Origin of the sequence: Sphingobium sp. BHU LFT2, assembly GCF_018604485.1 — a bacterium.
GTDB lineage: Bacteria > Pseudomonadota > Alphaproteobacteria > Sphingomonadales > Sphingomonadaceae > Sphingobium > Sphingobium yanoikuyae_A.
This window is the reverse complement of record NZ_JAFCGW010000006.1, coordinates 73,047-93,635: the sequence shown is the minus strand read 5'-3', so window position 1 is coordinate 93,635 and position 20,589 is coordinate 73,047. Positions and strand designations below refer to the sequence as shown.

At 58.8% G+C, this 20,589-nt stretch carries 33 protein-coding genes; 11 read left to right on the top strand and 22 right to left on the bottom strand.

Annotation, left to right across the window (positions count from 1 at the left end):
• Positions 1–5 precede the first annotated feature (5 nt).
• The 10 genes from JQK15_RS13555 to JQK15_RS13515 all read right to left on the bottom strand — a co-directional run bounded on the left by JQK15_RS13555 (position 6) and on the right by JQK15_RS13515 (position 4,972).
• On the bottom strand, positions 6–1,346 hold the full coding sequence (locus JQK15_RS13555) for a phage terminase large subunit (protein ID WP_214866075.1): 1,341 nt from the start codon (positions 1,344–1,346) through the stop codon (positions 6–8).
• A 78-nt stretch (positions 1,347–1,424) separates the two neighbouring features.
• Positions 1,425–1,880: a hypothetical protein gene (locus JQK15_RS13550; RefSeq protein ID WP_214866074.1), complete on the bottom strand. Its 456-nt coding sequence runs from the start codon at positions 1,878–1,880 to the stop codon at positions 1,425–1,427.
• Positions 1,877–2,206, bottom strand: a complete 330-nt coding sequence (locus JQK15_RS13545; RefSeq protein ID WP_214866073.1) for a hypothetical protein — start codon at positions 2,204–2,206, stop codon at positions 1,877–1,879. The genes JQK15_RS13550 and JQK15_RS13545 overlap by 4 nt, the downstream gene beginning before the upstream one ends.
• Entirely contained in the window at positions 2,203–2,940 is a 738-nt protein-coding gene (locus JQK15_RS13540; RefSeq protein WP_214866072.1) for a hypothetical protein, read from the bottom strand. Before JQK15_RS13540 ends, JQK15_RS13545 begins: the two co-directional genes overlap by 4 nt.
• Before the next feature lie 321 nt (positions 2,941–3,261).
• A complete protein-coding gene (locus JQK15_RS27290) occupies positions 3,262–3,390 on the bottom strand; it encodes a hypothetical protein (protein ID WP_285236564.1) in 129 nt (42 codons plus the stop codon).
• Positions 3,387–3,599, bottom strand: a complete 213-nt coding sequence (locus JQK15_RS13535) for a hypothetical protein (RefSeq protein WP_214866071.1) — start codon at positions 3,597–3,599, stop codon at positions 3,387–3,389. Before JQK15_RS13535 ends, JQK15_RS27290 begins: the two co-directional genes overlap by 4 nt.
• A 2-nt stretch (positions 3,600–3,601) precedes the next feature.
• The gene (locus JQK15_RS13530; RefSeq protein WP_214866070.1) at positions 3,602–3,796 is read right to left on the bottom strand and encodes a hypothetical protein; all 195 of its coding nucleotides are present in this window, start codon (positions 3,794–3,796) and stop codon (positions 3,602–3,604) included.
• A gap of 2 nt (positions 3,797–3,798) precedes the next feature.
• Positions 3,799–4,443 (bottom strand): hypothetical protein, encoded by a 645-nt coding sequence (locus JQK15_RS13525; protein WP_214866069.1) that lies wholly within the window; start codon positions 4,441–4,443, stop codon positions 3,799–3,801.
• A 2-nt stretch (positions 4,444–4,445) separates the two neighbouring features.
• Positions 4,446–4,718 carry a hypothetical protein gene (locus tag JQK15_RS13520; RefSeq protein ID WP_214866068.1) on the bottom strand — a complete coding sequence of 91 codons (273 nt, stop codon included), beginning with the start codon at positions 4,716–4,718 and terminating at the stop codon, positions 4,446–4,448.
• 2 nt (positions 4,719–4,720) lie between these two features.
• On the bottom strand, positions 4,721–4,972 hold the full coding sequence (locus JQK15_RS13515) for a hypothetical protein (protein ID WP_214866067.1): 252 nt from the start codon (positions 4,970–4,972) through the stop codon (positions 4,721–4,723).
• Positions 4,973–5,263: 291 nt separating this feature from the next.
• Between JQK15_RS13515 and JQK15_RS13510 the strand changes: the two genes are divergently transcribed.
• Positions 5,264–5,773, top strand: coding sequence for a TIGR02594 family protein (locus JQK15_RS13510; protein WP_214866066.1), 510 nt, complete (start codon positions 5,264–5,266; stop codon positions 5,771–5,773).
• On the opposite strand, the gene JQK15_RS13505 is transcribed toward JQK15_RS13510, so the two are convergent.
• The 5 genes from JQK15_RS13505 to JQK15_RS13485 all read right to left on the bottom strand — a co-directional run bounded on the left by JQK15_RS13505 (position 5,770) and on the right by JQK15_RS13485 (position 8,486).
• Complete coding sequence (locus JQK15_RS13505; RefSeq protein ID WP_214866065.1) at positions 5,770–6,330, bottom strand: hypothetical protein; 561 nt, start codon at positions 6,328–6,330, stop codon at positions 5,770–5,772. The genes JQK15_RS13510 and JQK15_RS13505 overlap by 4 nt on opposite strands.
• A gap of 29 nt (positions 6,331–6,359) precedes the next feature.
• Positions 6,360–6,749 (bottom strand): hypothetical protein, encoded by a 390-nt coding sequence (locus JQK15_RS13500; protein WP_214866064.1) that lies wholly within the window; start codon positions 6,747–6,749, stop codon positions 6,360–6,362.
• Between the two features lie 90 nt (positions 6,750–6,839).
• Positions 6,840–7,139, bottom strand: coding sequence for a type II toxin-antitoxin system RelE/ParE family toxin (locus JQK15_RS13495; protein WP_214866063.1), 300 nt, complete (start codon positions 7,137–7,139; stop codon positions 6,840–6,842).
• An 80-nt stretch (positions 7,140–7,219) separates the two neighbouring features.
• Entirely contained in the window at positions 7,220–7,888 is a 669-nt protein-coding gene (locus tag JQK15_RS13490; protein WP_214866186.1) for a recombinase family protein, read from the bottom strand.
• A gap of 37 nt (positions 7,889–7,925) precedes the next feature.
• Positions 7,926–8,486 (bottom strand): terminase small subunit-like protein, encoded by a 561-nt coding sequence (locus JQK15_RS13485; protein ID WP_214866062.1) that lies wholly within the window; start codon positions 8,484–8,486, stop codon positions 7,926–7,928.
• 167 nt (positions 8,487–8,653) lie between these two features.
• On the opposite strand from JQK15_RS13485, the gene JQK15_RS13480 reads away from it, so the two are divergent.
• Entirely contained in the window at positions 8,654–8,899 is a 246-nt protein-coding gene (locus JQK15_RS13480) for a hypothetical protein (RefSeq protein ID WP_214866061.1), read from the top strand.
• A 670-nt stretch (positions 8,900–9,569) separates the two neighbouring features.
• Here the strand turns inward: JQK15_RS13480 and JQK15_RS13475 are convergent.
• Both JQK15_RS13475 and JQK15_RS13470 read right to left on the bottom strand, forming a co-directional pair.
• A complete protein-coding gene (locus JQK15_RS13475) occupies positions 9,570–9,869 on the bottom strand; it encodes a hypothetical protein (protein WP_214866060.1) in 300 nt (99 codons plus the stop codon).
• Positions 9,869–10,069, bottom strand: coding sequence for a hypothetical protein (locus JQK15_RS13470; RefSeq protein ID WP_214866059.1), 201 nt, complete (start codon positions 10,067–10,069; stop codon positions 9,869–9,871). Before JQK15_RS13470 ends, JQK15_RS13475 begins: the two co-directional genes overlap by 1 nt.
• Before the next feature lie 148 nt (positions 10,070–10,217).
• On the opposite strand from JQK15_RS13470, the gene JQK15_RS13465 reads away from it, so the two are divergent.
• From JQK15_RS13465 to JQK15_RS13430, 8 genes are all read left to right on the top strand, one after another.
• Entirely contained in the window at positions 10,218–10,742 is a 525-nt protein-coding gene (locus tag JQK15_RS13465; protein ID WP_214866058.1) for a hypothetical protein, read from the top strand.
• A gap of 146 nt (positions 10,743–10,888) precedes the next feature.
• Entirely contained in the window at positions 10,889–11,233 is a 345-nt protein-coding gene (locus JQK15_RS13460; protein WP_214866057.1) for a hypothetical protein, read from the top strand.
• A 550-nt stretch (positions 11,234–11,783) separates the two neighbouring features.
• Positions 11,784–13,256, top strand: a complete 1,473-nt coding sequence (locus JQK15_RS13455) for a hypothetical protein (protein WP_214866056.1) — start codon at positions 11,784–11,786, stop codon at positions 13,254–13,256.
• A 322-nt stretch (positions 13,257–13,578) separates the two neighbouring features.
• Positions 13,579–13,773 carry a helix-turn-helix transcriptional regulator gene (locus JQK15_RS13450; protein WP_214866055.1) on the top strand — a complete coding sequence of 65 codons (195 nt, stop codon included), beginning with the start codon at positions 13,579–13,581 and terminating at the stop codon, positions 13,771–13,773.
• An 80-nt stretch (positions 13,774–13,853) separates the two neighbouring features.
• Positions 13,854–14,450, top strand: a complete 597-nt coding sequence (locus JQK15_RS13445) for a hypothetical protein (RefSeq protein ID WP_214866054.1) — start codon at positions 13,854–13,856, stop codon at positions 14,448–14,450.
• A 79-nt stretch (positions 14,451–14,529) separates the two neighbouring features.
• On the top strand, positions 14,530–14,922 hold the full coding sequence (locus tag JQK15_RS13440) for a hypothetical protein (protein WP_214866053.1): 393 nt from the start codon (positions 14,530–14,532) through the stop codon (positions 14,920–14,922).
• A 164-nt stretch (positions 14,923–15,086) separates the two neighbouring features.
• A complete protein-coding gene (locus JQK15_RS13435) occupies positions 15,087–15,302 on the top strand; it encodes a hypothetical protein (RefSeq protein ID WP_214866052.1) in 216 nt (71 codons plus the stop codon).
• A 135-nt stretch (positions 15,303–15,437) separates the two neighbouring features.
• Positions 15,438–15,638: a helix-turn-helix transcriptional regulator gene (locus tag JQK15_RS13430; protein ID WP_214866051.1), complete on the top strand. Its 201-nt coding sequence runs from the start codon at positions 15,438–15,440 to the stop codon at positions 15,636–15,638.
• Positions 15,639–15,654: 16 nt separating this feature from the next.
• Here the strand turns inward: JQK15_RS13430 and JQK15_RS13425 are convergent, their stop codons facing one another.
• From JQK15_RS13425 to JQK15_RS13405, 5 genes are all read right to left on the bottom strand, one after another.
• Positions 15,655–17,037: a tyrosine-type recombinase/integrase gene (locus tag JQK15_RS13425; protein ID WP_214866050.1), complete on the bottom strand. Its 1,383-nt coding sequence runs from the start codon at positions 17,035–17,037 to the stop codon at positions 15,655–15,657.
• A gap of 261 nt (positions 17,038–17,298) precedes the next feature.
• Positions 17,299–17,799 carry a DUF1178 family protein gene (locus JQK15_RS13420; protein WP_214866049.1) on the bottom strand — a complete coding sequence of 167 codons (501 nt, stop codon included), beginning with the start codon at positions 17,797–17,799 and terminating at the stop codon, positions 17,299–17,301.
• The gene (locus JQK15_RS13415; RefSeq protein ID WP_214866048.1) at positions 17,796–18,626 is read right to left on the bottom strand and encodes a carbon-nitrogen hydrolase family protein; all 831 of its coding nucleotides are present in this window, start codon (positions 18,624–18,626) and stop codon (positions 17,796–17,798) included. Before JQK15_RS13415 ends, JQK15_RS13420 begins: the two co-directional genes overlap by 4 nt.
• Positions 18,627–18,631: 5 nt before the next feature.
• The gene (gene grxC, locus JQK15_RS13410) at positions 18,632–18,889 is read right to left on the bottom strand and encodes a glutaredoxin 3 (RefSeq protein ID WP_010335902.1); all 258 of its coding nucleotides are present in this window, start codon (positions 18,887–18,889) and stop codon (positions 18,632–18,634) included.
• 50 nt (positions 18,890–18,939) lie between these two features.
• Positions 18,940–19,686, bottom strand: a complete 747-nt coding sequence (locus JQK15_RS13405) for a ComF family protein (RefSeq protein WP_214866047.1) — start codon at positions 19,684–19,686, stop codon at positions 18,940–18,942.
• Between the two features lie 41 nt (positions 19,687–19,727).
• Between JQK15_RS13405 and JQK15_RS13400 the strand changes: the two genes are divergently transcribed.
• Complete coding sequence (locus JQK15_RS13400; protein ID WP_125997738.1) at positions 19,728–20,588, top strand: class I SAM-dependent methyltransferase; 861 nt, start codon at positions 19,728–19,730, stop codon at positions 20,586–20,588.
• The last annotated feature ends 1 nt before the right edge of the window (position 20,589 follow it).

Below are 20,589 nucleotides of genomic sequence, written 5' to 3'. Positions count from 1 at the left end.
TTTATTCAGCGGCCGAAAAGCCCACCGATCCGGTGCGACGTGGCAGCGCCGGGCTTGGGCGGCCCCTTGGCGACCATCAGTTCTGTGAAGCCCCAGACCATAGCGTCGACGCGATCAGGAGACTTGCCGCGCATCCCCTTTTTGTAGCCGGTTTCGATCGCATACATCTGGTCTTCAAGCCGATCGAAGACACCGGCATGGTGGACCAGACCACGGGCATAGAGTGCCGACACCGGTTCGGCGCGCGACACCTTATCCTTATAGGCAGTGGTCAGCTTCACCGCCGCAGTCGGGTCGATCGAATTCAGCAGATGGTTCAGCAGCAGCTTGCCCTGATTGCCCTCGACGGTAATCAGGTCGGCCTGCCATCGCTGATAGGCTTCAATAACGACACGGCCCCAGCGATCGGGCACGGCTTTCATGCTCAGGTCTTCCAACACATAGCCATGGCCATCGGCGTCGATGCCCTGCACCGTGATCCCGCATTCGTCCGATTTGTCGTTGGCCGTGATCGACGGGTCAACCGATATGGCGATGCGGGTCAGACGCGCGCGCCACTCCTGCGGGGTCTGGGCAGGCACACGATGCTTGTTGACGTTGGCTTCGGTCCAAAGCGCATTATCGACGTCATCGCCCCACTGGCCCAGATAGAAGCGCCGACGCGCCTCTGGACTCATCCGCTTCAGCTTCTCGATATAGTCGGCACTCAGGTTGGCCGCGTTCGCCTCTGGTGGCGTTTCGATCAGGACATAGTCGTTGGGATTGACCAGCGGTTGCTTGGTGATCGGGTCGACCTTCTCCTTGAACAGCTTGTAGGCGAAATGGCTCTTCTTCGTCGGGTTGCAGTCCAGCAGCAGCTTGACCGGGATCGGCTTCCCGTTGGGTCCGTCGACGATGTAGCGAAGGCGGGTGTCGATATCTTCGAAGTCACGGTAATTGAAATCCGTGCATTCGTTCATCCAAACGGTGGTGAGGCTCTGACCCAGAACCTTGTCGCGGTTCTCCCCCTCCTCCAGCCCGGCAAACTTCATCACGCTGCCGTTTCGAAAGGTGACGGTCAGGTCGGTGATGTTGAGGTCGATGGTTTCCCGCAGACCGGGGAAAGCCTTCAGGACGTCCGGTAGCACCTGTGACCAAAGGGTATCCTTGACGGCCGTGCGGGTGCGGCGAAGGATGAGGTTGCGCGATCCGGGGCAATAGATGCACCGTTCGATGATCCACGCCATGATCCCGAAAGACTTGCCACCACCGGAACCACCGGCGTTCAGGACATAGGGATTGGGGGCGTAATAGGCGCGTTCGGCGCGAAGCTGGAAAGGGTTACGGACGTAGTTATCAACTATCATCCGTTACTTAGTTTGGGGCAGTTGTGTCCTGACCGTCAGGCGGGTCGCGTCGTTCCCGATCAGGACACAGAGGAGCGATTACTCTTCGGGCGGATCGGGTTCAACCGGTTCGGGCTGAATTTCTTCCTCGACCGGCTCTTCAACTGGTTCCGGCGCATCCTCGACAGGATCATCGTCGCCATCGGGCAGGTCAGGACCATTGGCGGCCAGTTCGGTGGCGGTGATGCTGACGGGCGCATAGTCACCGTCTGCCGGTGCGACGAACACATGGACGCGCAGGGTGTCGGCGTCGACCTCCCACGCACCGGCAAGAGCCTCTATGATGTCGGGACCATCGCCGCGCTGGCACCGTGCAACGACCTGACCATCATGGATGACAAGGGCGCGGAAATTGCCGGTCAGCAGGCTGGGGCTGGCATCGCGGAAATCCATGATCGCGCCATAGGCTTCATCAAGGGTGTCGGTCTGGGCCAAAACCTGCGCGGCCTTCAGACTGGCCGATGATGGCGGGGATATGAGGGTGAGATAGGTCATAGTTCCATTACCCTCCGCATCAATTCCCGGTCGATCGGGTGGCCACACAGGAAGCTGCGAGGTATATTCGTTAGGCAGTCCCGTTCGAAGGCACGATACTCCTCTGCGGTGATGGACAGGCTACGCAGCTTCTCGATGTCGCTGGTCTTGAAATGAAGTTCAGCAGCGGTGCGGATGGTCCAGTCAGCGGGCGACCAACTGTTGCTTTTCGCTTCCCTCGCGGCCTCTTTCGCGTCCTCCAGTTCCTGCCACAGGTCATCATTGCTCATCGTCAGTTCGACGATCTTCGCTTCAAGGCGGCGGATATAATCCTGATCCTTGATCATGCCCGGCCCTCCTGCACCTTGACCGGCGCAATGATGTTGTCGACGGCGCTGGCGAGATATTCACGGGCCGACTGATCGGCAGCGGTGCCAATGACCAGACCAGCAATATCCCACTTGTCACGGAAGGCTTCGGCGGACTGGCGATCGGGGAACAGGATTTCCGACCATTTGCCGCCACGCGCAGCAATGGCATCCGACCGGATGGCATCAAGATATTCGCCGGTGATGGTAGAAGGATGGCGGGCGTCGATCAGCGTGTAGCTGGTCGGGGCGTGTTCGACGAACTTGCGATCCAACATGGCTTCACGGCGGCGCATGTCCGATACGAAATGGCCCCGATAGACCGCATCGACAGCCGCGCCATAGCAGGCTTCTTCGTCGGCCGTCAGCGCATCAGGGGCCTGAAGGTCATACTGCCACACCGGCGCGGGGCGGCTCTTCAGTTCGGATTTCAGTTCGTTGATCTGGCGCGACTGCCAATTCTGGAACCGCGCTGCGTTTTCGGCCACCCGGTCAGCCGCAATCCGCTGACGGTCAGCAAGCTGTTTGGCCGCTGTCAGCGCCTTTTCAAGAATATCGGTCTTCAGGCAAAGTGAAGCCGCCCAAAGCCAGAACCACAGGTCGATGAAAAGTCTGTTTTCATGGCCCCATCCGATCGCAGCGATCATCTGGGCGAGCGCCGGAATGAACAGAATATTCGACGTAATTCTAAGGAATTTCTCTAACTTTACCATTATTCTCCTTGGCCCGGTGCGTCGGGCAGCGTTTCGGCACGGTTGCCGGTTTGAGATTGTAGGTCCGCCATCGTTTGGCGGATGGCAGCGGGGTCCAGCTTAAAGTTGAACCATTGGCCGCGCCGGGGGCGTCGGCGGATACGGTTGAGGGCGCTCATGACCCGAACCCCATTCTTGCGATTTCCGCGTTTGAGTATCCCAATTGGAACAGCACTGCGGCCGTGGCCCTCCGGTTCCAGTATCGCCGGATATGATCGCTTTGGCGCTGGGCTTCAGTCCCCATGGGGTGACCGAAGGGATTGGCCAGATAATAGCGCGGCGTCATACCTCACCCCCGGCCTGTTCGATCAACGCTTCATACCAAGCCACCTGATCAGCAGCGTCGGGGTTCCAGTCCAGTTCAGCCTGCGCGGCGGCCAGACATTCCAGCAGATGTTCGATTTCCATCATGCCCGACCCTCCGCAATCTGCAAAAAGGCAGCCAGCGTCGGCCGATCTTCAGGGCTGTTCAGCTTCTCGACCAGCTTGGCGATGTTGGCTTCGTGTTCCCGGCGCAGACGCTCCAGAACCTTGGCACGGCGCTTGGCGCTATGATGGTAATATCCCGCCATGACGGTGCAGCCCAAGGCTATGATGAGGAAGATGGTTGCGATGTCCATGATCAGTCCCTCCCCATGGCAAAGAGGAGATGGATTGCGGCGAGCAATCCTACCGTTGCCAGCGCCGACAGCGTCCAACCCGCGATTGGGCCAACCAGAGGAATCCAGAATTCTGACAGCGCGATTGCCATCGCAATGTGACCGGTTGCGACAAATACGATGATCCCGATGATCAACAGGATGAAAAGGATCGGCATGATTAGCGACCCTCCCCGGCATCCTTGGGGGACACGTTCCAACGCGCGAAATATTGTGCGCCACCGCAAACCCTTTCGAACTGGATCGGGCACCCAGCCTTGATCAGCTTGTTGATGGCTTCGTCCAGCGTAGCGCCACAGGTGGTGAAACCCTTGGGCTCGGACGGTTTGGCCATGAACTCACGAAGCTTTTGCTCAAACGTCGGTGCGGGCGCGGCATCCTTGGCCTCGACCATGCTGGCTTCACGTTTCTTCAGGTCAGCGGCAATCGCGTCGATCGTGGCACGGGAAGCCTTCAGGTCAGAAAGCAACATCGCGACGGCTGCATCACGCTCTTCCCCGGCTGGACCTCCCATTACCTTGTCGATCTGGGACAAAATTTCCGCTGAACGACGCGCGCGCTTGCGATCATGCCAGTCAGCCAGCTTGAACATGGCTGCGACCCGGTCCAGTTCTTCCTTGCGGCGAGCGTCGTCGGCCGCGTTGATCTTCGCGACCAGAGCATCGCGTTTCAGCGTCATATTCTCAATGTTGACAAGGTCGCGCTCTCTTTCGGCGGGATACGCTACGACTGGACGGTTCGCCTTTGCCATCGCCAATTTGACGGTCAGGTCCAGCAGGGTCAGGAAATCGTTGTCGATACGCATGATCAGCGGCCCTCCTCAATCTTGCGATGCGCATTGAGGTCGACGGCATCGGCCAGCAGTTCACGCACCATGGCGATATCGTCGGCAGCCTGCGCCGTGGAAACTTCGTTCAGTTCCAGCTTGCGGCCAAGGAACGACTGCACCAGCGCAAAGGCGGACGGATGCTTGTTGAAACGATAGGCCGAATAGATGGCCATCAGCTTGTCCATGTCGACGGGGAAGGACAAATCCTTCTGACCGCTCAACAGGGGGATGGTGATCTTGATGGTGTTCATGATCAGCGGCCCTCCATGAACTCAATGGGGTCCAAGCGCGGCATGGTCTTCAGCAGGTCCAAACAGGCCTGTGCCCGCTCCACTTCACGGGCCATGGTCGCATGACCCAAAGACGCTTCAACCTTGTCGCCGAGTATGTCCGCAGCCCACTGAAATTCGCGCAGATAACCGGCTATGATGTTTTCCAGATACATTGAAACTTTAATCTCCCAATTGTTAATGGCATTTTGCCTGCGGGAGACTGCGAAAGTCACTATTCTTTTCAATCTCCCGTTCTATTTAGATCGTGGGTGATGTTTCGAGCCGATAAGGGTGATTTTGACAATATTTGAAGGGGAGGCGCTTGGCCTCCCCCGGATCGTTGCGAACCTTCGCGGGGAGAAATTTATACATAGGGCTGGACGCCCCCGCGTTGACGCACATGAAGTGCGCAGGATCGCCTTTGCCAAGACCGTGATCCCTACGGTCCCTTAAAACGGCGCGGCCCTTCAGACTTAATTATCCCAGCAGCCCGGTCGCGATGGCGAAGCCGGGATAAATTCCAGATGACTGAACAACTCATCTGGGTCGACGTGGCCCGCAAATACATCGGCACCCGCGAAATCAAGGGTCCGAAGCACAATCCCACCATCATGGGCTGGATCAAGCGCCTTGGCAGCAAGGTGCTGGGGATCGCAGTCACTGACGATGAAACCCCGTGGTGTGGGACGTTCATGGCCGCCGTGATGACCGAATGTGGCTTTGTCCCTCCGAAGGTCGCCGTGCGGGCATCGTCATGGGACGGGTTCGGTGTCGCAGTGGCGAAGCCGTATCTGGGTGCCGTGGTTCGGTTCCAGCGTCCGGGTGGCGGCCATGTTGGCATCATCACCGGCCAGTCCAAGGATGGCAAGTTGCTGCGGGTGTTGGGCGGAAATCAGAGCGACATGGTCAATGAAACTTGGATCGAACGGTCGCGGGCCGTGGCTTACCGTTGGCCCGCTGGTGTGGCCGCGCCGACCTTGCTGGCACCGGTGATGGACGCGAAGGGGGCAAAGGTCAGCGCGAACGAAGCCTAGAGGCCTTCCACCAGCGCCCTATATTGCTCCTCATTGGCTGCAATTATCTTTGCCCGTTCCACCGGATCGGTGGCGGCAAGGTATTCGCGGCGCTTCGCTCTGTATGCCTCACCCATGGCACTCAGAACAGCGCCATCAAGGTGCTTGTTATACAACCTGTCGACGATTGCGGCAGTCAACAATTCCCCGTCACGGTTTCGGAAACCCAACCGGTTCATTCGGTCTGCGATAACTCGTGCGCTCCCCCCACCGTAATGAAGACGAATGAAACGAAACTGCCCGATCTTTTCCACAAGGGCCGCCTCCCACGCGACCAAGTCGGTCGCTGGCGCGTGAGGGGATAGGGCAGATTCGACCAGTTCCTTGCGATAGTAAATCTGCCCCACCACGGCGCTTGTTATGGGGTTGCCGCTTCGATCGACCACACCATCCGCAGCCAGCATATTTGCGATCTTGCTTTTCATCGGATGGTAGCCGGTAGCCTTGATCTTCGCCGCTGCGTCATCGACGATCGGGATCATGCTGGTTTCCCAGTCGGCTTTAGAAATCGTGGTCATACTTCCCCCTTGGTGACCACCCGATATTATCAGGCCTCGACCTCATCAATGGCTTTCTTGCCCCGCGCGTCGATCGTGCGCCGGGAAGCCTGCATAACGCTCAAGAGCGTCTTCCGGGCTGGTGCATCACGATGCCAGTCATAGCGGGCCTGCCAGTCGACCAGCAGGCGGGCAAAGTCCATGTCAGCATCATCGGGGTTCAGCAATGCAGACAGCCGATATGCGAGGTCACGGGAGACGGCCACCTTGCCCAGAACGACATTGTTGAGGTTGGCACGATTGAGCGCCATGGCTGCGGCTGCCGCATTGACCGAATAGCCCGCTTCGGCAAGCTGGTCGCGGATCATGCTGCCGGGGTGAACGACATCGCCTGTGTCCTCGACCAAGGCTGGGGGATCGATCTTGTGCTTGCTGGTCATGGTCCATCCTTCATGCAACTGTGCGGCCCGACCATACATCGTATCGTGCCGTCATACAATAAGGGCGGCCAGTGGCCGCCCCCTTGGTCCTTAATGATAGTCCTCATAGTCGAGGACACTGACCGTCTGGGCCACCTGATCGACCACGAAGGTCAGGCGATAGTTGCGGGTGACGGTCAGGCTCCACTTGTCGGGCTGACCGGGGGTCAATTCGTGGGCCTTCCACGATGGCACCGAACGAAGCTGGATAGGGTTGGTCATGACCTTGATGGCGGCGATCATTTCCGCGATCTTGCGGGTTTCCAGAGCGTCCAACCCCTTCACCGACGTCTGCTTGGGGTTTTCGACCAGAGCCTTGACCCGCTTATCCCTGACACTCACGATCTGCATTCTTGCCTCCTGCGTTGTATGGTTGGACCATACAGTCTGGATTGAGGATGGCAAGCGAATTGTATTGCCTAACGATACAACTAGAGCATGTTGCGCACCGATGATGGATGCCATTGACCACCCCTAGCCGTGGGCACCTTCCTAGCGTTCAACTCATTGGCGATGGCCGCTAGGCTGGTGAAGCCCTGCTGACGAAGCTGGTGGATCAACGGTCGGATATTCGACGATCTGGCATCCTTCTGCGCGTTCAGCGTCTCACCGGCCTTCTGTCGGGCATCGTCAATGCGTGGGTTACCCAGCACGACCCCACGCGCCTTGGCCTGCTGGAGGGCCTCACGGGTGCGGGACGCGATCATTTCGCGCTCCTTTTCCGCCAGCGCGGCATAGATATGAAGCATGAATGGATCGACGCCCAATCCCAGTTCAGCAACGATGAAGGGCACACGCTGGGTCATCAGGCCGCTGATGAAATGGACGTTTCTCGATAGTCGATCCAGCTTGCTGACCAGAATGGCCGCCTTATGCTTCCGCGCCATCGTCATCGCAGCCAACAGTCTGGGCCGACGATCCATCGCATCGCTGCCCTTGCCTGTCTCGACCTCAATTTCCTCCCCAATGATTGGGATATCATTGTCGGCGGCGAATTTGTGGGCGCGCGATCGTTGGGCTTCGAGGCCAAGGCCTGATCGTCCCTGTCGAGAAGTGGAAACGCGACAATAGAGGACGAATGATGCGGGGTTGATGGTCATACACAATCTATACCAGCGTTTAGATTGTGTATGAAGCCTATTCTTCGCTCTGATCCTCAATCATCACCGCATCAACGTCGATGAAATCACCCTCAATCAAAGGCTGATCGAACATCGCCAGCGATTTCGGGTTGGCTTGGATCGTGTAGGTCGTAACCGTCTGATTGACCTCGACCTTGTCACGATAGCGCGCGTTACGCTTGCTCATTATCCACCGCAATTCATGCACCAAAGCCTTGTCGCGGTTCACGCTGCCCGTCGACAACGATCCTCCAGACATGATGTTGATGATTGCGGCCTCCAGCGTCTCCATCCCATCGTCGCGGGCCTGTTCGATATCCGCAGAAAGGTCAGGATCAGCGCGCTTCCAATTGTGTATCGTCTCATTACACACGCCAACCTGACGACCAGCATCCTCCAGCGACAATCCGGCGCGAAGATACAGCAAGAGGTCGTTGATCAACTCTGGGGTGCGCTTCGTCTTGCGCCCAACCTTCGATTTGCGAACGTCATCGGCAATCTGGGCCATCAGGCCGCTGGTGCGCTCCGCAATCTGGGTCTGGGTATGCTTCGGGGCATCATCTGTGGGTATCGTCATGCCTATACTTATGTGTGCTGCCCACATTTCAGGCACAACATGTAGCTATTCGGGGCACCTAATGACACCACCCCTTGTTTTCAAGGCTGGAACAACATGGGAACATCGGTTATAATGGTTGTTGCCGGGGCCTGACGGCGATCAACACCAATCAAGGATATGATCCGATGAGTGAAGCCCGAATCAAAATCCTCCAGCGCCTACAAAACGGTCCAGTCGCAGCGGTGAATGGAAGCATGCCCGTAACGGGAGTAAATCCCGAAACACTTCATGAAGAATTAGTTCAGTTGAACAACGAAGGTAGAATCAAGGTGCGCGGTCCATCTGCTGGATATTCAGATTTTGGCGTCGACCCTGAAATATTCTATCTGCCGCAGCATCAACATCTGGTCAGGTTGATGCCGGAATATTGACGCGACCGTCATTACCCATTAACGAGGAAGCCCCGACAGTCATTGACTGCCGGGGCGGCCCCTTGGGGCTATGGAGGTTCCACGTTCCGTTCCTTTTCTTACCGGTGAGGACATTTCGACCTCTGATTTGAACCGGGCGGCAACCCGGTTCGACGAATAGGCCATCAGGGAGTGATATCCTTGGTGGCCTATTTCGGTAATGACCCTCACATGGATTCGGCGCAAGGAAAAATTGGCGTGGCTGCCAGATTTTTTCCGAATGTTCGGAATATTCGCAAGGACTGCGTAGGATGTCAACGCGCTAGTATCATTCAACACTCTTCCAACAGTCTTATTACGTACCATATTGCGACCGCAATGCGCACACGCATATTGACGGTTCGGTCAATAGACTTACGCGAACCGGATTTTATCACGAATTATGCCGTGAAAAACTCGTATGAATTTCGGACGAACTTTTAGCGTCCTTAAAACGAACACAAACACGAACCTGTTTATGAACCCGAATACGAACCGGAAGACGCACCTGTTGAAACCCGCGAAATTTCGGTTCGAATTATGACCGTGGATTGCGACGCTTACCAACACCACCACCGATCGACTTCTGCGTCGCCCCAATAACCGCCAGACCGTCGACCTCAAAGATCGCATCACCATCGTCATCGGGATACTATCCGGGAACATCGACCATCTGATCGCCAACCGGGAACGGTCGAATGTCGCGGCGAAGGGTCGCGCCGGTGTCGGGGTGGATGCGGGTGTCACCCCATATCAGGCGTCGACGCTCCTTATAGTCGACCTTACTCACGTCGATCCCGGCTTCAACCAGTTCGGCCAGCCTCTTCAGTTTGAACGCCTTGCGCTCCTGTGCCTTCTGCATCGCTTCTTCAGGGTCGATATCGACCAACCCCAGTTCAGCCCGGCGCGCCTCATTTTCGGCAATCAAATCGTCCCATCCGATCTTCTCCATCACGACCACCCATTGACCATCAGGTCCAACCGCGCGTCCGCTACCGCCTGTCGAAGGCTTCCCGGCGCGAACGCCAGCCATTCCAGCTTGCGCCGATCCATCGGGTGAAGGCCACGCAAGTCGAGGTATTTGACCTCATAGACCTTGCCGCTGCGCTTGTGTTTGCGGGTTATCTCTCCCCGCCATTCGTCATTGCTCATCACCTACTTATGGCGATGTCGCCAACCATAAGGCGATATATAATTGCCCATTTCACTTCTATTAGAAGTCATTGCAGCAACTTTGAGTCATATGATACATACTCGACATAGATTTTATTGCGAGGATGACCAGATGTTGAAGTATGCGATGGCGGCGATGTTGATGACGGTGGCGATGCCGGTGATGGCACAGGAGGCCCCTGCCCCTGTGGCAGCGCAGGTCGAAGGCCCCATGCTCTGGAAAGGCATCAGGGCTGGCATGGACATCAATGACGCAAGGAAGCTATTTCCCGAAATGACTTCCACCGGGATGCTATTCAGCTACGAACTGGCCCCGAAATTTGTCGTCAGGGCTGAACTGACCTTGGACACGCGCAAGCACCCCGATGGCACCAAGACCAAGCATGTCCGCAAGGTCACGCTGGAAACGATCGACGACTATTCCATGATCTTGGCCGCCCTGCTGGAGAAGTATGGCGAACCCCGGCGCAAGGAAGAGCGCACCCAGACAGGGAACCGCATGTTCACCCCCAGCATGGGCATCGACCGGCACATGACCGACTATGAGTGGTATCGGGATGGCGTCCTTATCAGCCTGACCACGGGTGCCATTCCCGGCTTCATCCTCACCTATGAAGCCAAGAGCGACGCAGGCCTGACCGACGCGATCTGATCGCCCGGTCGAACATGAAGTGTATGAACCCGGCGAAAAATTCCGCGCGCAAAAGTCCATACACTTTAAGTTCGTTTTGATACCGCAACGATATTAGTTCGTTTGGTGGCTTTTCCCAAACGTTCTTGCTTTGTACTGGTCTGGATATGACCCGACTCACCCGCGATGATCTAACGAGAAAGGCCCTTTTGGTCGTCGAGGAGGCTTGCGCAGATGGTCGGGTCAGGCAGTCGATGGGCCTGCGGTTTGCGCTTGCCTACCTGTTCGCCGTGTCTGGTCGAAAGGATCGCGGGGCGTTCGATCGGCTTTGGCGCGGCTGCTCTTACGTCCATCCGCATGGCCAACATATGACGGATATCTGCCGCGCGCAGACCGTCACGGCCTTGGTCAACGCGGTCTATCACGCCGTTGGCGTCTATCGATCGGTTGATCAGATATCCTTCCAGACAAGAGCGGCTGAATTGAGGCGACGGCGCAGGGAAGACGCCTGACGATGTCCGTTTGGCGCTACTAAGGGGCCTTCGGCCCCGCTACGCGGGTGGTCTTCAGTGTCCGTCTTTGACGGCCCGCTATCCGCGTTGATGATCAAGGTTGACCTTAAAGTGTATGAACACGGGCCGAAGGCCTATCCCTTGCGATAGCTGATCGAATGAGGCCGACCCGAAGGAGGCATCTGCCGACTGATGAGGCCTTCATTCCCGTGGCCGCGCCAGCGGTCACGCGCACCTTATGCCTTTGGAATCATTATACATATAGTCAACGTTATCGCAATCGCTCGTCGCCTTGCGGCTCCTCCCGATCGCGTGCGACCTGCGGCCTGTCCTCATTGGCATGAGGCCATTCGGCCTTGGGCGCGATGCGCAAGCGAAAGATATTGACCGGGCTTCGCCCAGTTCCATAGAATGCCCAATTACTCAACAAGAATTCCTCAATTCCTCTCCTATACCTGTCCGGTCCGGTTACTAAGATAAATATAGTCAAATAACCGGACAATATTATAGCAACTAGTAGCGCCAACCGGACGCGCCAAACGAGAGAGAAATGACGACTATCTATTATGACGACCGGCCCTGTGGGTCGGGCAAGACCTATACCGAATGCAATTTTATGGTGCGCACTCCCGGCCTTTACCTTTTGGCGGTCGAACAGCGCACGGTCATGGTTGAACGCCTCAAGATGCTGGCCGAACTGGCCGCCGATGCTGGCACCACCCCTGTCATCAAGACGATCTTTTCGTCACAGGCCGAGGTGCGCGAAGATGGCCGCCTAGACCGGGTTGGCGTGGCCAATGTCCGTGTCGAGATTGAGGCCCTACCTTCGACCTACCAGCGTGGCCACATGATCATCATCATCACGCACGAAGGCCTAAAATCAGCCGATCTGGCCGCCTTTGAGGGCTGGAACCTCTACATCGACGAGACACCAACGATCTGGGATAAGCAGCTACTGTCGACCAGCGTGACGAAGGATTTCTTCGCCCGGCACTATGACCTGATGCCAACGGAAAATGATCGGGTGCGCCGGATCACCGCCGTCAGCGATAGCACGGCCAAGGATTTCGCCCGCGATGATCTGGCCAAAGCGGTGGGCGTTTTCCACGCTCGCGTCCTGTCCGATCGGATCGAGGTTGCAACCAAGCTGGCAAGATGGTCCGAACTCAACGAAGATGCGAACTGGACATGGTGGTCGATCTGGTCACCGGAACAGCTTGGCGTATTTCAGCGCGTCACCATTCTGGCCAACGCCTTCACCCGGTCAGTCACCTATCGGATCATGTCGGCGAAATGGCCTGAAATCGAATGGGTTCGCCTCGACCGCAGCATGACCCGGCCCTACGCGCAGCGCCGCGTCGTCATCAACTACTTCGCCCGCGCCCATACGGCCCAGCGGATGCTCTGGAACAGCGAGAGGGGTAAGGGGCACCTTCGACAGGTCGCGCGCCACATTGATGCACAGGTCGATCCTATGCGCCATATCTGGATGTGTAACGGGGACGATGAGGCCACCTTGACCACGCAAGGGGTGAACATCGCAGGGGTCAAGCTATCGCCGCGCCAGCAGGGTTCAAATCGGTTCATGGCAGCCACCACCGCGACAATGATATACACCAGCAAGCCCGACACGAGCGACCGCTTGGTCATGCGGATGATCGGCGTCGACCCTGACGCGGTGATCGAAACGCGCGAATATGAAGTGTTGGTTCAGTTCGCCTGCCGCACGTCGATCAGGGACGCAGCCAGCACCGAAACGGTCAATCTGTGGGTCTATGATGAGGTGCAGGCCAAGCATCTGGAAGCCTATTTCCAATCAACAGGCTACTGCATCCCATCGCTGGCGTTGCACGATCTGGGCTGGGCCGATTGGAAACCAGCGAAGAAAGAGCCGCCGGTTCTATCCCCGGATGAAATTCAGGCAAAGAAGGATCACGAACGGGCGCTGGACACGGCGCGCAAGGCGCGGAAGCGCGCGGAGCAAAAGGCGGCGAAGCAAAAGGAAATCGAGAAAATCGATTAATATTGCGCCGAAGATCGGGGCTTTGGTATAAATAGAATTGTCGGGACGATCCGAGGTCTGTCGTTATTCCTCGTTTCTCTCTCCCATGGTTCGATCGTCCCGACATCTCCGTTATGAAGACCCTTTGGGGGCCACAGTCAGCTTTCAGACTGTGGCCCCACTTTTTTACGAACAAAATCGATCACCGATTGACGTAAATCCTCGACTCCGATCGATCCTGTGATCGATTTTGCCAATTTTAGTTCATCAAAAGTAGTATTTTAACGACTGTAAAACAGATACTACTTTTTATGAGCTTTAGTACGAGGATTTGTGAGTATATATGGTGACCCCTCAGGAAATTGAGGGAAATTTAGTGGAACTTCTTACCAGAGAACAAGTAGCCAAAAGGCTTGGCGTAGCGGTCAGCACCCTTGACCGTATGCGCTTAGAAGGTCGTATTCCGCCGCCTGTTGAGACTGTAAAGAAGATACCGCTCTACTGGGACGCCAAAGCTATCAACGCCTTGCTGCCCTGACCTCCATTACTTTGATGAACTGACCAAGCTGGGACTGTGCGGTTCCGGCGACGGGGAAGATATGCCCAAGGAACATGACCATGATTGATAAGAACGCATCCACTTTGACGCTGAAAACCATCAAGGAAGGCGAGGAATGGCACGAAATGATGGATGACCGACCGGTCGCCGTCATCACGATGAGGAAGGTCGAAGCTGGCGACCACTCTGAGCCGTTCGTGACCGTCGAGCGCACGGCGGTCAAGGACCACAGCGGGACCACCATTTTCAAAGACCACAAGAAGAGCAAATCCGTTTTCGCTCAGTATCTGTCTGACATCGCCAACGCATCGCCATGGTCGGAAGTCCGGGATGCGCTGGAGAAGGCTGTGCGGTCGCATATGCCTCGCCACTGCCTTCGTCGCGACGGCGAAGAACCCTACCGCTTCACTGGCACCAGATTGGCATATTCGCACCGCCCGCAACCCGACGGTTCCTACAAGAAATTGTCCGTTTACCGCACGATCGGTGGAACGCTGATCGCTCACTTCTCCGAAGAGCGGAAGTTTCAGGTCATCAATGGCAAGGCCTTCATCGTCGATACGGCCGAAGAACTGACCAAGATCGTCGGCTACGAAGAGCAGGCACAGGAAGTGATGATGAAGGCGGGGCTTTACGCTGGCGAACATATCGATTGACCGTCTTGCGCTGACGATCCGGGCAGGCCATGGCCTGCCCGATGGGACTGACCCAGTGGGGGATAATAAGATGACTTCCGTGGAAGATTTCGAAGAATTCTGGTTGGACAATCTGGAACTGGACGTGATTGATGTCCCGTTGACCGACACGCAGGTCACGCTGGGTGGGGCCGAAATAAATGTGACTTGGGAAGATTTCGGAAAGTTGCAAACGGTAATCGTCGAAATCATGCACCCGGATTTCGACATAAGGTATGAGGTCAACTATGATCAGAGAATGGTCAATGGTGACAAGTATCGCGTGATCCTCACCAATGACGATCGGTATCGTGTGATGGAAGGCTGCGATTCGCCCAACGCTTTCAATCCGTTCTTCGCGTGGCTGGCCGACAACTCAACTCGGTCGACCGACACTCTCCAAAATCAAGTTGCAGCAATAACGGTCACGCGAATTTCGCGCGTAGAAGCCTGACGATCTGGGGAGGTCAACGCCTCCCCACCAGACCGCCCCTGCGGTTACCAATTTCCCAAACCATCAATCACTTCATCATCTGCGCGGCGCGGGGCCGCGTGGCACCGATCCTTGCACCCTACCGGCCGGGCGCAGGGATACCATCAGGCCGGGGGAGGACCATCATGAACAAGCATCAGCCCGACCATGACCGCCAGCACGACAACGACAATGTGATCGCGTTTCCCGTCGATCGTAGGGTTCGTCCTGCCGAGGCCACCGATGACGATCGCTACCATATTGAGGTCAATGGCCGGTGGTGGTCGAAGTCGGAGTGGGAGGGCTATGAGGCCCATCTGGCCAATAGCTATTGGGGCGATGGACAAGTTCATACACTTTAAGTTCAGCCTTCGGGTCGCGCCAAACCGCTGATTCCGCTGACAAATGGGCGAAAATGCCCGGCGGCGATTTTAATTTTGATTCTGGGATTCCGGCTTCGGTATCAACGGGTATCAACAATCAGATTGCCAATACCGATGACTACCACCCCCGACCGTTTCCTGAGCCAGAAGGAAGTCATGGCTCACACTAGCCTTTCCCGCATGACCATCTATCGCATGCGGCAGACAGGGGAGTTCCCCTCCCCCGTTTACCTCAACAAAAAGCGCACCCGTGTCGCATGGCGCGAAAGCGAATTGCTCCAGTGGATGCAGTCGCGCGTGGCGGCCAACTACTGACCCCACGCGACGACGGTTAGGCCTTGGCCTTTTTCCGCTGCTTCGACGTCCGACTGATCGGATCAAGGCTGCCGCGCACCGCAGCGCGCGCATCTTCCGCAGCCTTGGCCTGATCCAGCACCTCCTGCCACACCCGCAGCGCATATGCCTTTTCGTGCATATACTGGTGCTTGTTGTAATTCTTGCGGCTGCCGATCGTCGTGGATCGCTCGACATGGTTCAGCAGCGCTTCGGTCACTTCATCGGTCACGACCCGGTTGATGGTGCCGGGGTGATGGAGGCGCTGGAACGTCGTCGTGATCGTGCGGCGGAAATCGTGCGCTGACCAACCGGCGATTTCCACACCATCCGCCTTGGCAAGCTGTTCAGTCTCGCGAAACAGCAGCTTGGTCGACTTCGAAAAGGCGTTGAGCGGCTTATCCTGCTTGGCCTGCCTGAATACATATTGTGCATCCGGTGCGGACGCCCGCATGGCCTTCAACCATGCGACAATCGGTTCTTGCAGCAGCAGGTAATTGGGCCGACCGTTTTTCGTGGATGCGCCCGGCTGCGTCCAACTGCCTTCCTCAAGATCGAACTGATCCCACGATGCGCCCATTGCCTCCTCAAGTCGGCATCCGGTGGCGAGGATGAGGCGCAGGCCAAGCGCGAACGTCTGGTGGTTGCTGGGGTGATTTGCCATCGCGTAACGGTCGATCACCGCAATCACGTATCCCAGTTCCCGCTCATCCAGATGGCGCTCGACTGTTTTGATCGTGTTCGCCGCGACAAGGTAGCGCGCAGCGTCTTCCTGATTGAGCACCTTATAGCGATATTCGCTGCACATGCGATTCCAGAGCGTTTTCATGAAACTAGCGAATTTGTAACCCTGATGCGGGGATCGTGCCTTAGCCTGATCCAACAGCCCGTCCAGCAGCCGGTGATCGATCTGGGTCAGCGGAAGGTGCGCGATCTGCGACAGGTAGCGCGACCAATACAGCTTTTCAGCCTCTGGCTGTTTCAAGCGCTCAATATGGTCGGGCAGATAGTAGGTGTCCCAGAACCATTGCAGGGTTTGGGTATCGTTCGCCGCCTTGGCTTCCTCGACCGCCTTGGCCTCATCCTCAAGGCGGACCTTCTCAAGCTTGGGGTCGATACCGCGCCCGCGCAGCGCCTCCTGTTCGCCAGCCCATGCTCGCGCGTCCGAAAGCGAAAATGCGGGATACGAACCCAGCGACATCTTCGCCTGCTTCTGATCGCTGGGCCGACGATACTGATACACCCATGACTTCGAACCGGTGGGCTGCACCATGAGATAGAGGCCGGGGGTCATCCCATCCTTGATGGCCGTGGCCGCCTTCGCGCCCGGTGTCGGCTTGGCGCTCTTAACCGCCGTGTCAGTCAAATTCTTCGCAGCCATGTCGCCGTGTCCCTTTCGCAGGCCAAGTAGTCCACAAGTAGTCACAGGTCCATACTGGGGGAGCATATTGGAGACTCCCTGATACAATCAACGGAAGCCGGGACGATCGAATAATGGCGGAAAACAGCCATTTTTCGTGCATCTGGCGGTATCACATTGTATCAGGGAAATCGGCACCACATCAGATTAGGAATCTGATGCTCTATCCTGCTGAGCTACGGGTGCACGCAGCGCCGGCTCTATTATGCGCGGCGCGCGCGGTCAATTCTTCGCTTCGGGCGGAATCACCGGAAAGGGCAGTTGGGCGACATTGATGCCTTCCTCGGCCAGTGCCTTGGCCTCGGCCGGGGCGACCTCGCCATGGATGCTGCCCTTGTCCTGCTCGCCATAATGCATGGCCCGCGCCTGCTCGGCAAAGCCGCGCCCGACCCAGGTCGAGCCTTCCAGCACCTTCTTCTGCGCGTCCGCCAGTGCTTCGACCAGCGCGCGCATCTTCGCCTCGTCCGGCCCGGCCGCGACCGGCGCCGTCTCCGCTGCGGCCGCCGGCTGCTGCTGCTGCTGCTGCGACGGCACGATCTCGCGCCGCTGGTTGCCCTTGGCCGCCACCGCCGGCGCCATCAGCGCCTTGCCGACCCGCGTATCGCCGCACAGCGGACAGGCGAGCAGGCCCCGTTCCTTCTGGTCCGCAAAGTCTGCGCTGGAGCCGAACCAGGCCTCGAACACATGGCCCTGGCCCTCGCACTTAAGGTCAAAAACGATCACCTGATCTCAACATCCTGCGGTATCACGCGCCGATTGGCGATGGCGGGCACCCGCCCGCGCACCGCCTCTACGCGGCTCAGGTCAAGATCGGCAAGGGCCAGGCCCGCGCCCTCGCCCATGTCCAGCAGCTCATCGCCCCATGGATCGACCACCAGACTATGGCCATAGGTGGTGCGCCCGTCGGCATGTTCACCCGCCTGCGCGGCGGCGATCAGGAAGCAGCCCGCCTCGATCGCACGGGCGCGCAGCAGCACATGCCAGTGCGCCTGCCCGGTCGGCACAGTGAAGGCCGCCGGCGCCAGCAGCACGGTCGCCCCCGCATTGGTCAGCGCCCGGTAGAGATCGGGAAAGCGCATGTCGTAGCAGATGGAAAAGCCCATCCGCGCCCAGGGCGTATCGACCGCCACCACGCTTTCCCCCGGCCCATAGACCGAGGATTCGCGCCAGCTCTCGCCCGATGCCAGGTCGACGTCGAACAGATGGATCTTGTCGTAGCGCGCCCGTATTTCGCCCTGATCGTCGATCATGAAGCTGCGATTGGCCCAGCGCCCGTCGCTGCGCGCATCTTTCAGCGGCAGCGATCCGATATGGACCCACAGCCCCTCGCGCGCCGCCGCCTCGCGCACCGCGGCTAGCACGATATCGTCCGCCTCGCCGCGCAGCGTTTCCGCCGCGCGCTTGCGATCGCGGTCCAGATAGCCCGCCATTTCCGGGGTGAAGAGCATGTCCGCTCCCTCCCCCTTGGCGCGCTTCGCCGCCTCCTCAATCGCGGCGGCATTGGCGGCCGGATCGATCCCGGTCGTCATCTGAAGAATCGCGGCGCGCATCGGGCTTACAGCCCCAGCAGCGGGTCTAGCTTGCCCTCGCGGTTCAGCGCAGCAAGGTCATCGCTGCCGCCGATATGCTGGCCGTCGATGAAGATTTGCGGCACGGTGGTGCGCCCCGGCGCCCGCTCCAGCATTTCCTCGCGCTTCGGGCCACCCAGCGAAATGTCATATTCCTCGAAGGCAACACCCTTGCCTTCCAGCAGTGCCTTGGCCCGCGCGCAATAGCCGCACCAGTCCTTGGTATAGATTTCGACCTTTGCCATTATCTCGGTAAAACTCCTTTCCCCCGAAATTGGGGGGAATGCGCGCTTTGTCAATCGTCGCCGGTTCTGGGTAACGCCCGCGCCCAGCAGAGCAGATGCACCTCGCGCGCGCCGCCGGCCTTCAACAGCTTCGCGCAGGCTGCCGCCGTCGCTCCGCTGGTATGGACATCATCGACCAGCCATATCACCCGTCCCGCCAGCCCATGGTCCGGCCCCAGTGCAAAGGCGCCGCGCACCGCCTTCGCCCGCTGTTTCGGATTCATCCCCCGCAGCGGCTGGGTCCGCTTCACCCGGCGCAGGCCATGCTTGTCCACCGCCAGCCCCGTCAGCCGCCCCAGATGATCGGCGATCAGCGCCGACTGGTTGAAGCCGCGCCCCCACAACCGCCAGCGGTGCAGCGGCACCGGCACGATCAGCGCCTCCTCCATCTCCGGCCGCACATGGCGCAGCATCTGTCCCGCCACCAGCCGGGCCAGGCCGATCCGCCGCCCATATTTCAACCGCAGCGCCACCGTCCGCGCGACATCGCCATAGGCCAGCACCGCCCGCGCGCTGTCGAACAGCGGCGGCTGTGCCAGGCAGGCGCCACAGGCCGCGCCCTCGCCCATCTCATGCTCGAACGGCAGGCCGCAGCGCGCGCAGCAGGGCGGCCCCAGGAACCGCATCCCGCTCCAGCAATCGAGGCAGAAACCATGGTCCGCGCCGACGATCGCGCCGCATCCGGGGCAGCGGGGCGGAAGGGCATAATCCATGACCGGACGCATCACGGTCTTGAGAAGCGGGACCAGCGACATCATCTGCCTTGTCCCCGCTTCGTCCCCGATGCACAAGGCCCGCCATGACTGCCCCCGAAACCCGCCCCGACATTTTCGACCGCGCCCTGCGCGCCCGTCACCGCGACCGGATGCTCGGCGCCTTTGCCGATCACGACTTCCTCCACCGCGCGATGCTGGACGAACTGCTCGAACGGCTGGCCGATGTGCAACGCGACCTGCCCGAAGTATTGCTGATCGGCTGCCCGGACGGCAGCGCGAAGGCCGCGCTAGAAGCCATGGGCAAGCGCGTCGCCTGCGCCGATCCCGGCTTCCTCGCCGCGCAACGGGCCGGCGGCGTGCAGGCGGACGAGGATGCCCTGCCCTTCGCCGATAACAGTTTCGACCTGGTCATCGCCTGCGGCACGCTCGACAGCGTCAATGATCTGCCCGGCGCGCTGATCCTGATGCGCCGCGTGCTGCGGCCCGACGGGCTGATGCTCGCCGCCTTTGCCGGCGCCGGCAGCTTGGCCCGCCTCAAGTCCGCCCTGCTCGCGGCCGAGGGCGACCGGCCCGGCCAGCATGTCCATCCCCAGGTCGATGTCCGCTCGGCCGGCGATCTCCTGAGCCGCGCCGGCTTCGCCATGCCAGTCGCTGATGGCGAGACGCTCAATATCCGCTACGGCGACATCGTCCGGCTGATGCATGATCTGCGCGGCATGGGCGCGGGCAATGCGCTCGCCACCCGCCCGCCGGCCCTGTCGCGCGACGTGCTGATGCGCGCCGCCGCCCATTTCGCCGATGCCGCCGATCCCGACGGCCGCACCGCCGAACAGATGGCGCTTATCTATCTGTCCGGCTGGAAACCCGATGCCAGCCAGGCCGCCCCCGCCCGCCGCGGCAGCGCCACCGTCTCGCTCGCCGCCGCGCTCAAGGGCAAGGACTGAC

Bases quoted from the DNA above. Each gene is read 5' to 3' on its own strand.
- JQK15_RS13485 (WP_214866062.1), bottom strand. From the start codon at position 8,486: ATGACGATACCCACAGATGATGCCCCGAAGCATACCCAGACCCAGATT.
- JQK15_RS27290 (WP_285236564.1), bottom strand. From the start codon at position 3,390: ATGATGGAAATCGAACATCTGCTGGAATGTCTGGCCGCCGCGCAGGCT.
- JQK15_RS13415 (WP_214866048.1), bottom strand. From the start codon at position 18,626: ATGCGCGCCGCGATTCTTCAGATGACGACCGGGATCGATCCGGCCGCC.
- JQK15_RS13435 (WP_214866052.1), top strand. From the start codon at position 15,087: ATGAACAAGCATCAGCCCGACCATGACCGCCAGCACGACAACGACAAT.
- JQK15_RS13555 (WP_214866075.1), bottom strand. From the start codon at position 1,346: ATGATAGTTGATAACTACGTCCGTAACCCTTTCCAGCTTCGCGCCGAA.
- JQK15_RS13520 (WP_214866068.1), bottom strand. From the start codon at position 4,718: ATGAACACCATCAAGATCACCATCCCCCTGTTGAGCGGTCAGAAGGAT.
- JQK15_RS13455 (WP_214866056.1), top strand. From the start codon at position 11,784: ATGACGACTATCTATTATGACGACCGGCCCTGTGGGTCGGGCAAGACC.
- JQK15_RS13505 (WP_214866065.1), bottom strand. From the start codon at position 6,330: ATGACCACGATTTCTAAAGCCGACTGGGAAACCAGCATGATCCCGATC.
- JQK15_RS13450 (WP_214866055.1), top strand. From the start codon at position 13,579: ATGGTGACCCCTCAGGAAATTGAGGGAAATTTAGTGGAACTTCTTACC.
- JQK15_RS13475 (WP_214866060.1), bottom strand. From the start codon at position 9,869: ATGGAGAAGATCGGATGGGACGATTTGATTGCCGAAAATGAGGCGCGC.
- JQK15_RS13460 (WP_214866057.1), top strand. From the start codon at position 10,889: ATGACCCGACTCACCCGCGATGATCTAACGAGAAAGGCCCTTTTGGTC.
- JQK15_RS13535 (WP_214866071.1), bottom strand. From the start codon at position 3,599: ATGGACATCGCAACCATCTTCCTCATCATAGCCTTGGGCTGCACCGTC.
- JQK15_RS13490 (WP_214866186.1), bottom strand. From the start codon at position 7,888: ATGACCATCAACCCCGCATCATTCGTCCTCTATTGTCGCGTTTCCACT.
- JQK15_RS13425 (WP_214866050.1), bottom strand. From the start codon at position 17,037: ATGGCTGCGAAGAATTTGACTGACACGGCGGTTAAGAGCGCCAAGCCG.
- JQK15_RS13445 (WP_214866054.1), top strand. From the start codon at position 13,854: ATGATTGATAAGAACGCATCCACTTTGACGCTGAAAACCATCAAGGAA.
- JQK15_RS13470 (WP_214866059.1), bottom strand. From the start codon at position 10,069: ATGAGCAATGACGAATGGCGGGGAGAGATAACCCGCAAACACAAGCGC.
- JQK15_RS13500 (WP_214866064.1), bottom strand. From the start codon at position 6,749: ATGACCAGCAAGCACAAGATCGATCCCCCAGCCTTGGTCGAGGACACA.
- JQK15_RS13550 (WP_214866074.1), bottom strand. From the start codon at position 1,880: ATGACCTATCTCACCCTCATATCCCCGCCATCATCGGCCAGTCTGAAG.
- JQK15_RS13400 (WP_125997738.1), top strand. From the start codon at position 19,728: ATGACTGCCCCCGAAACCCGCCCCGACATTTTCGACCGCGCCCTGCGC.
- JQK15_RS13480 (WP_214866061.1), top strand. From the start codon at position 8,654: ATGAGTGAAGCCCGAATCAAAATCCTCCAGCGCCTACAAAACGGTCCA.
- JQK15_RS13510 (WP_214866066.1), top strand. From the start codon at position 5,264: ATGACTGAACAACTCATCTGGGTCGACGTGGCCCGCAAATACATCGGC.
- JQK15_RS13525 (WP_214866069.1), bottom strand. From the start codon at position 4,443: ATGCGTATCGACAACGATTTCCTGACCCTGCTGGACCTGACCGTCAAA.
- JQK15_RS13545 (WP_214866073.1), bottom strand. From the start codon at position 2,206: ATGATCAAGGATCAGGATTATATCCGCCGCCTTGAAGCGAAGATCGTC.
- JQK15_RS13405 (WP_214866047.1), bottom strand. From the start codon at position 19,686: ATGATGTCGCTGGTCCCGCTTCTCAAGACCGTGATGCGTCCGGTCATG.
- JQK15_RS13430 (WP_214866051.1), top strand. From the start codon at position 15,438: ATGACTACCACCCCCGACCGTTTCCTGAGCCAGAAGGAAGTCATGGCT.
- JQK15_RS13530 (WP_214866070.1), bottom strand. From the start codon at position 3,796: ATGCCGATCCTTTTCATCCTGTTGATCATCGGGATCATCGTATTTGTC.
- grxC (WP_010335902.1), bottom strand. From the start codon at position 18,889: ATGGCAAAGGTCGAAATCTATACCAAGGACTGGTGCGGCTATTGCGCG.
- JQK15_RS13540 (WP_214866072.1), bottom strand. From the start codon at position 2,940: ATGGTAAAGTTAGAGAAATTCCTTAGAATTACGTCGAATATTCTGTTC.
- JQK15_RS13495 (WP_214866063.1), bottom strand. From the start codon at position 7,139: ATGCAGATCGTGAGTGTCAGGGATAAGCGGGTCAAGGCTCTGGTCGAA.
- JQK15_RS13465 (WP_214866058.1), top strand. From the start codon at position 10,218: ATGGCGGCGATGTTGATGACGGTGGCGATGCCGGTGATGGCACAGGAG.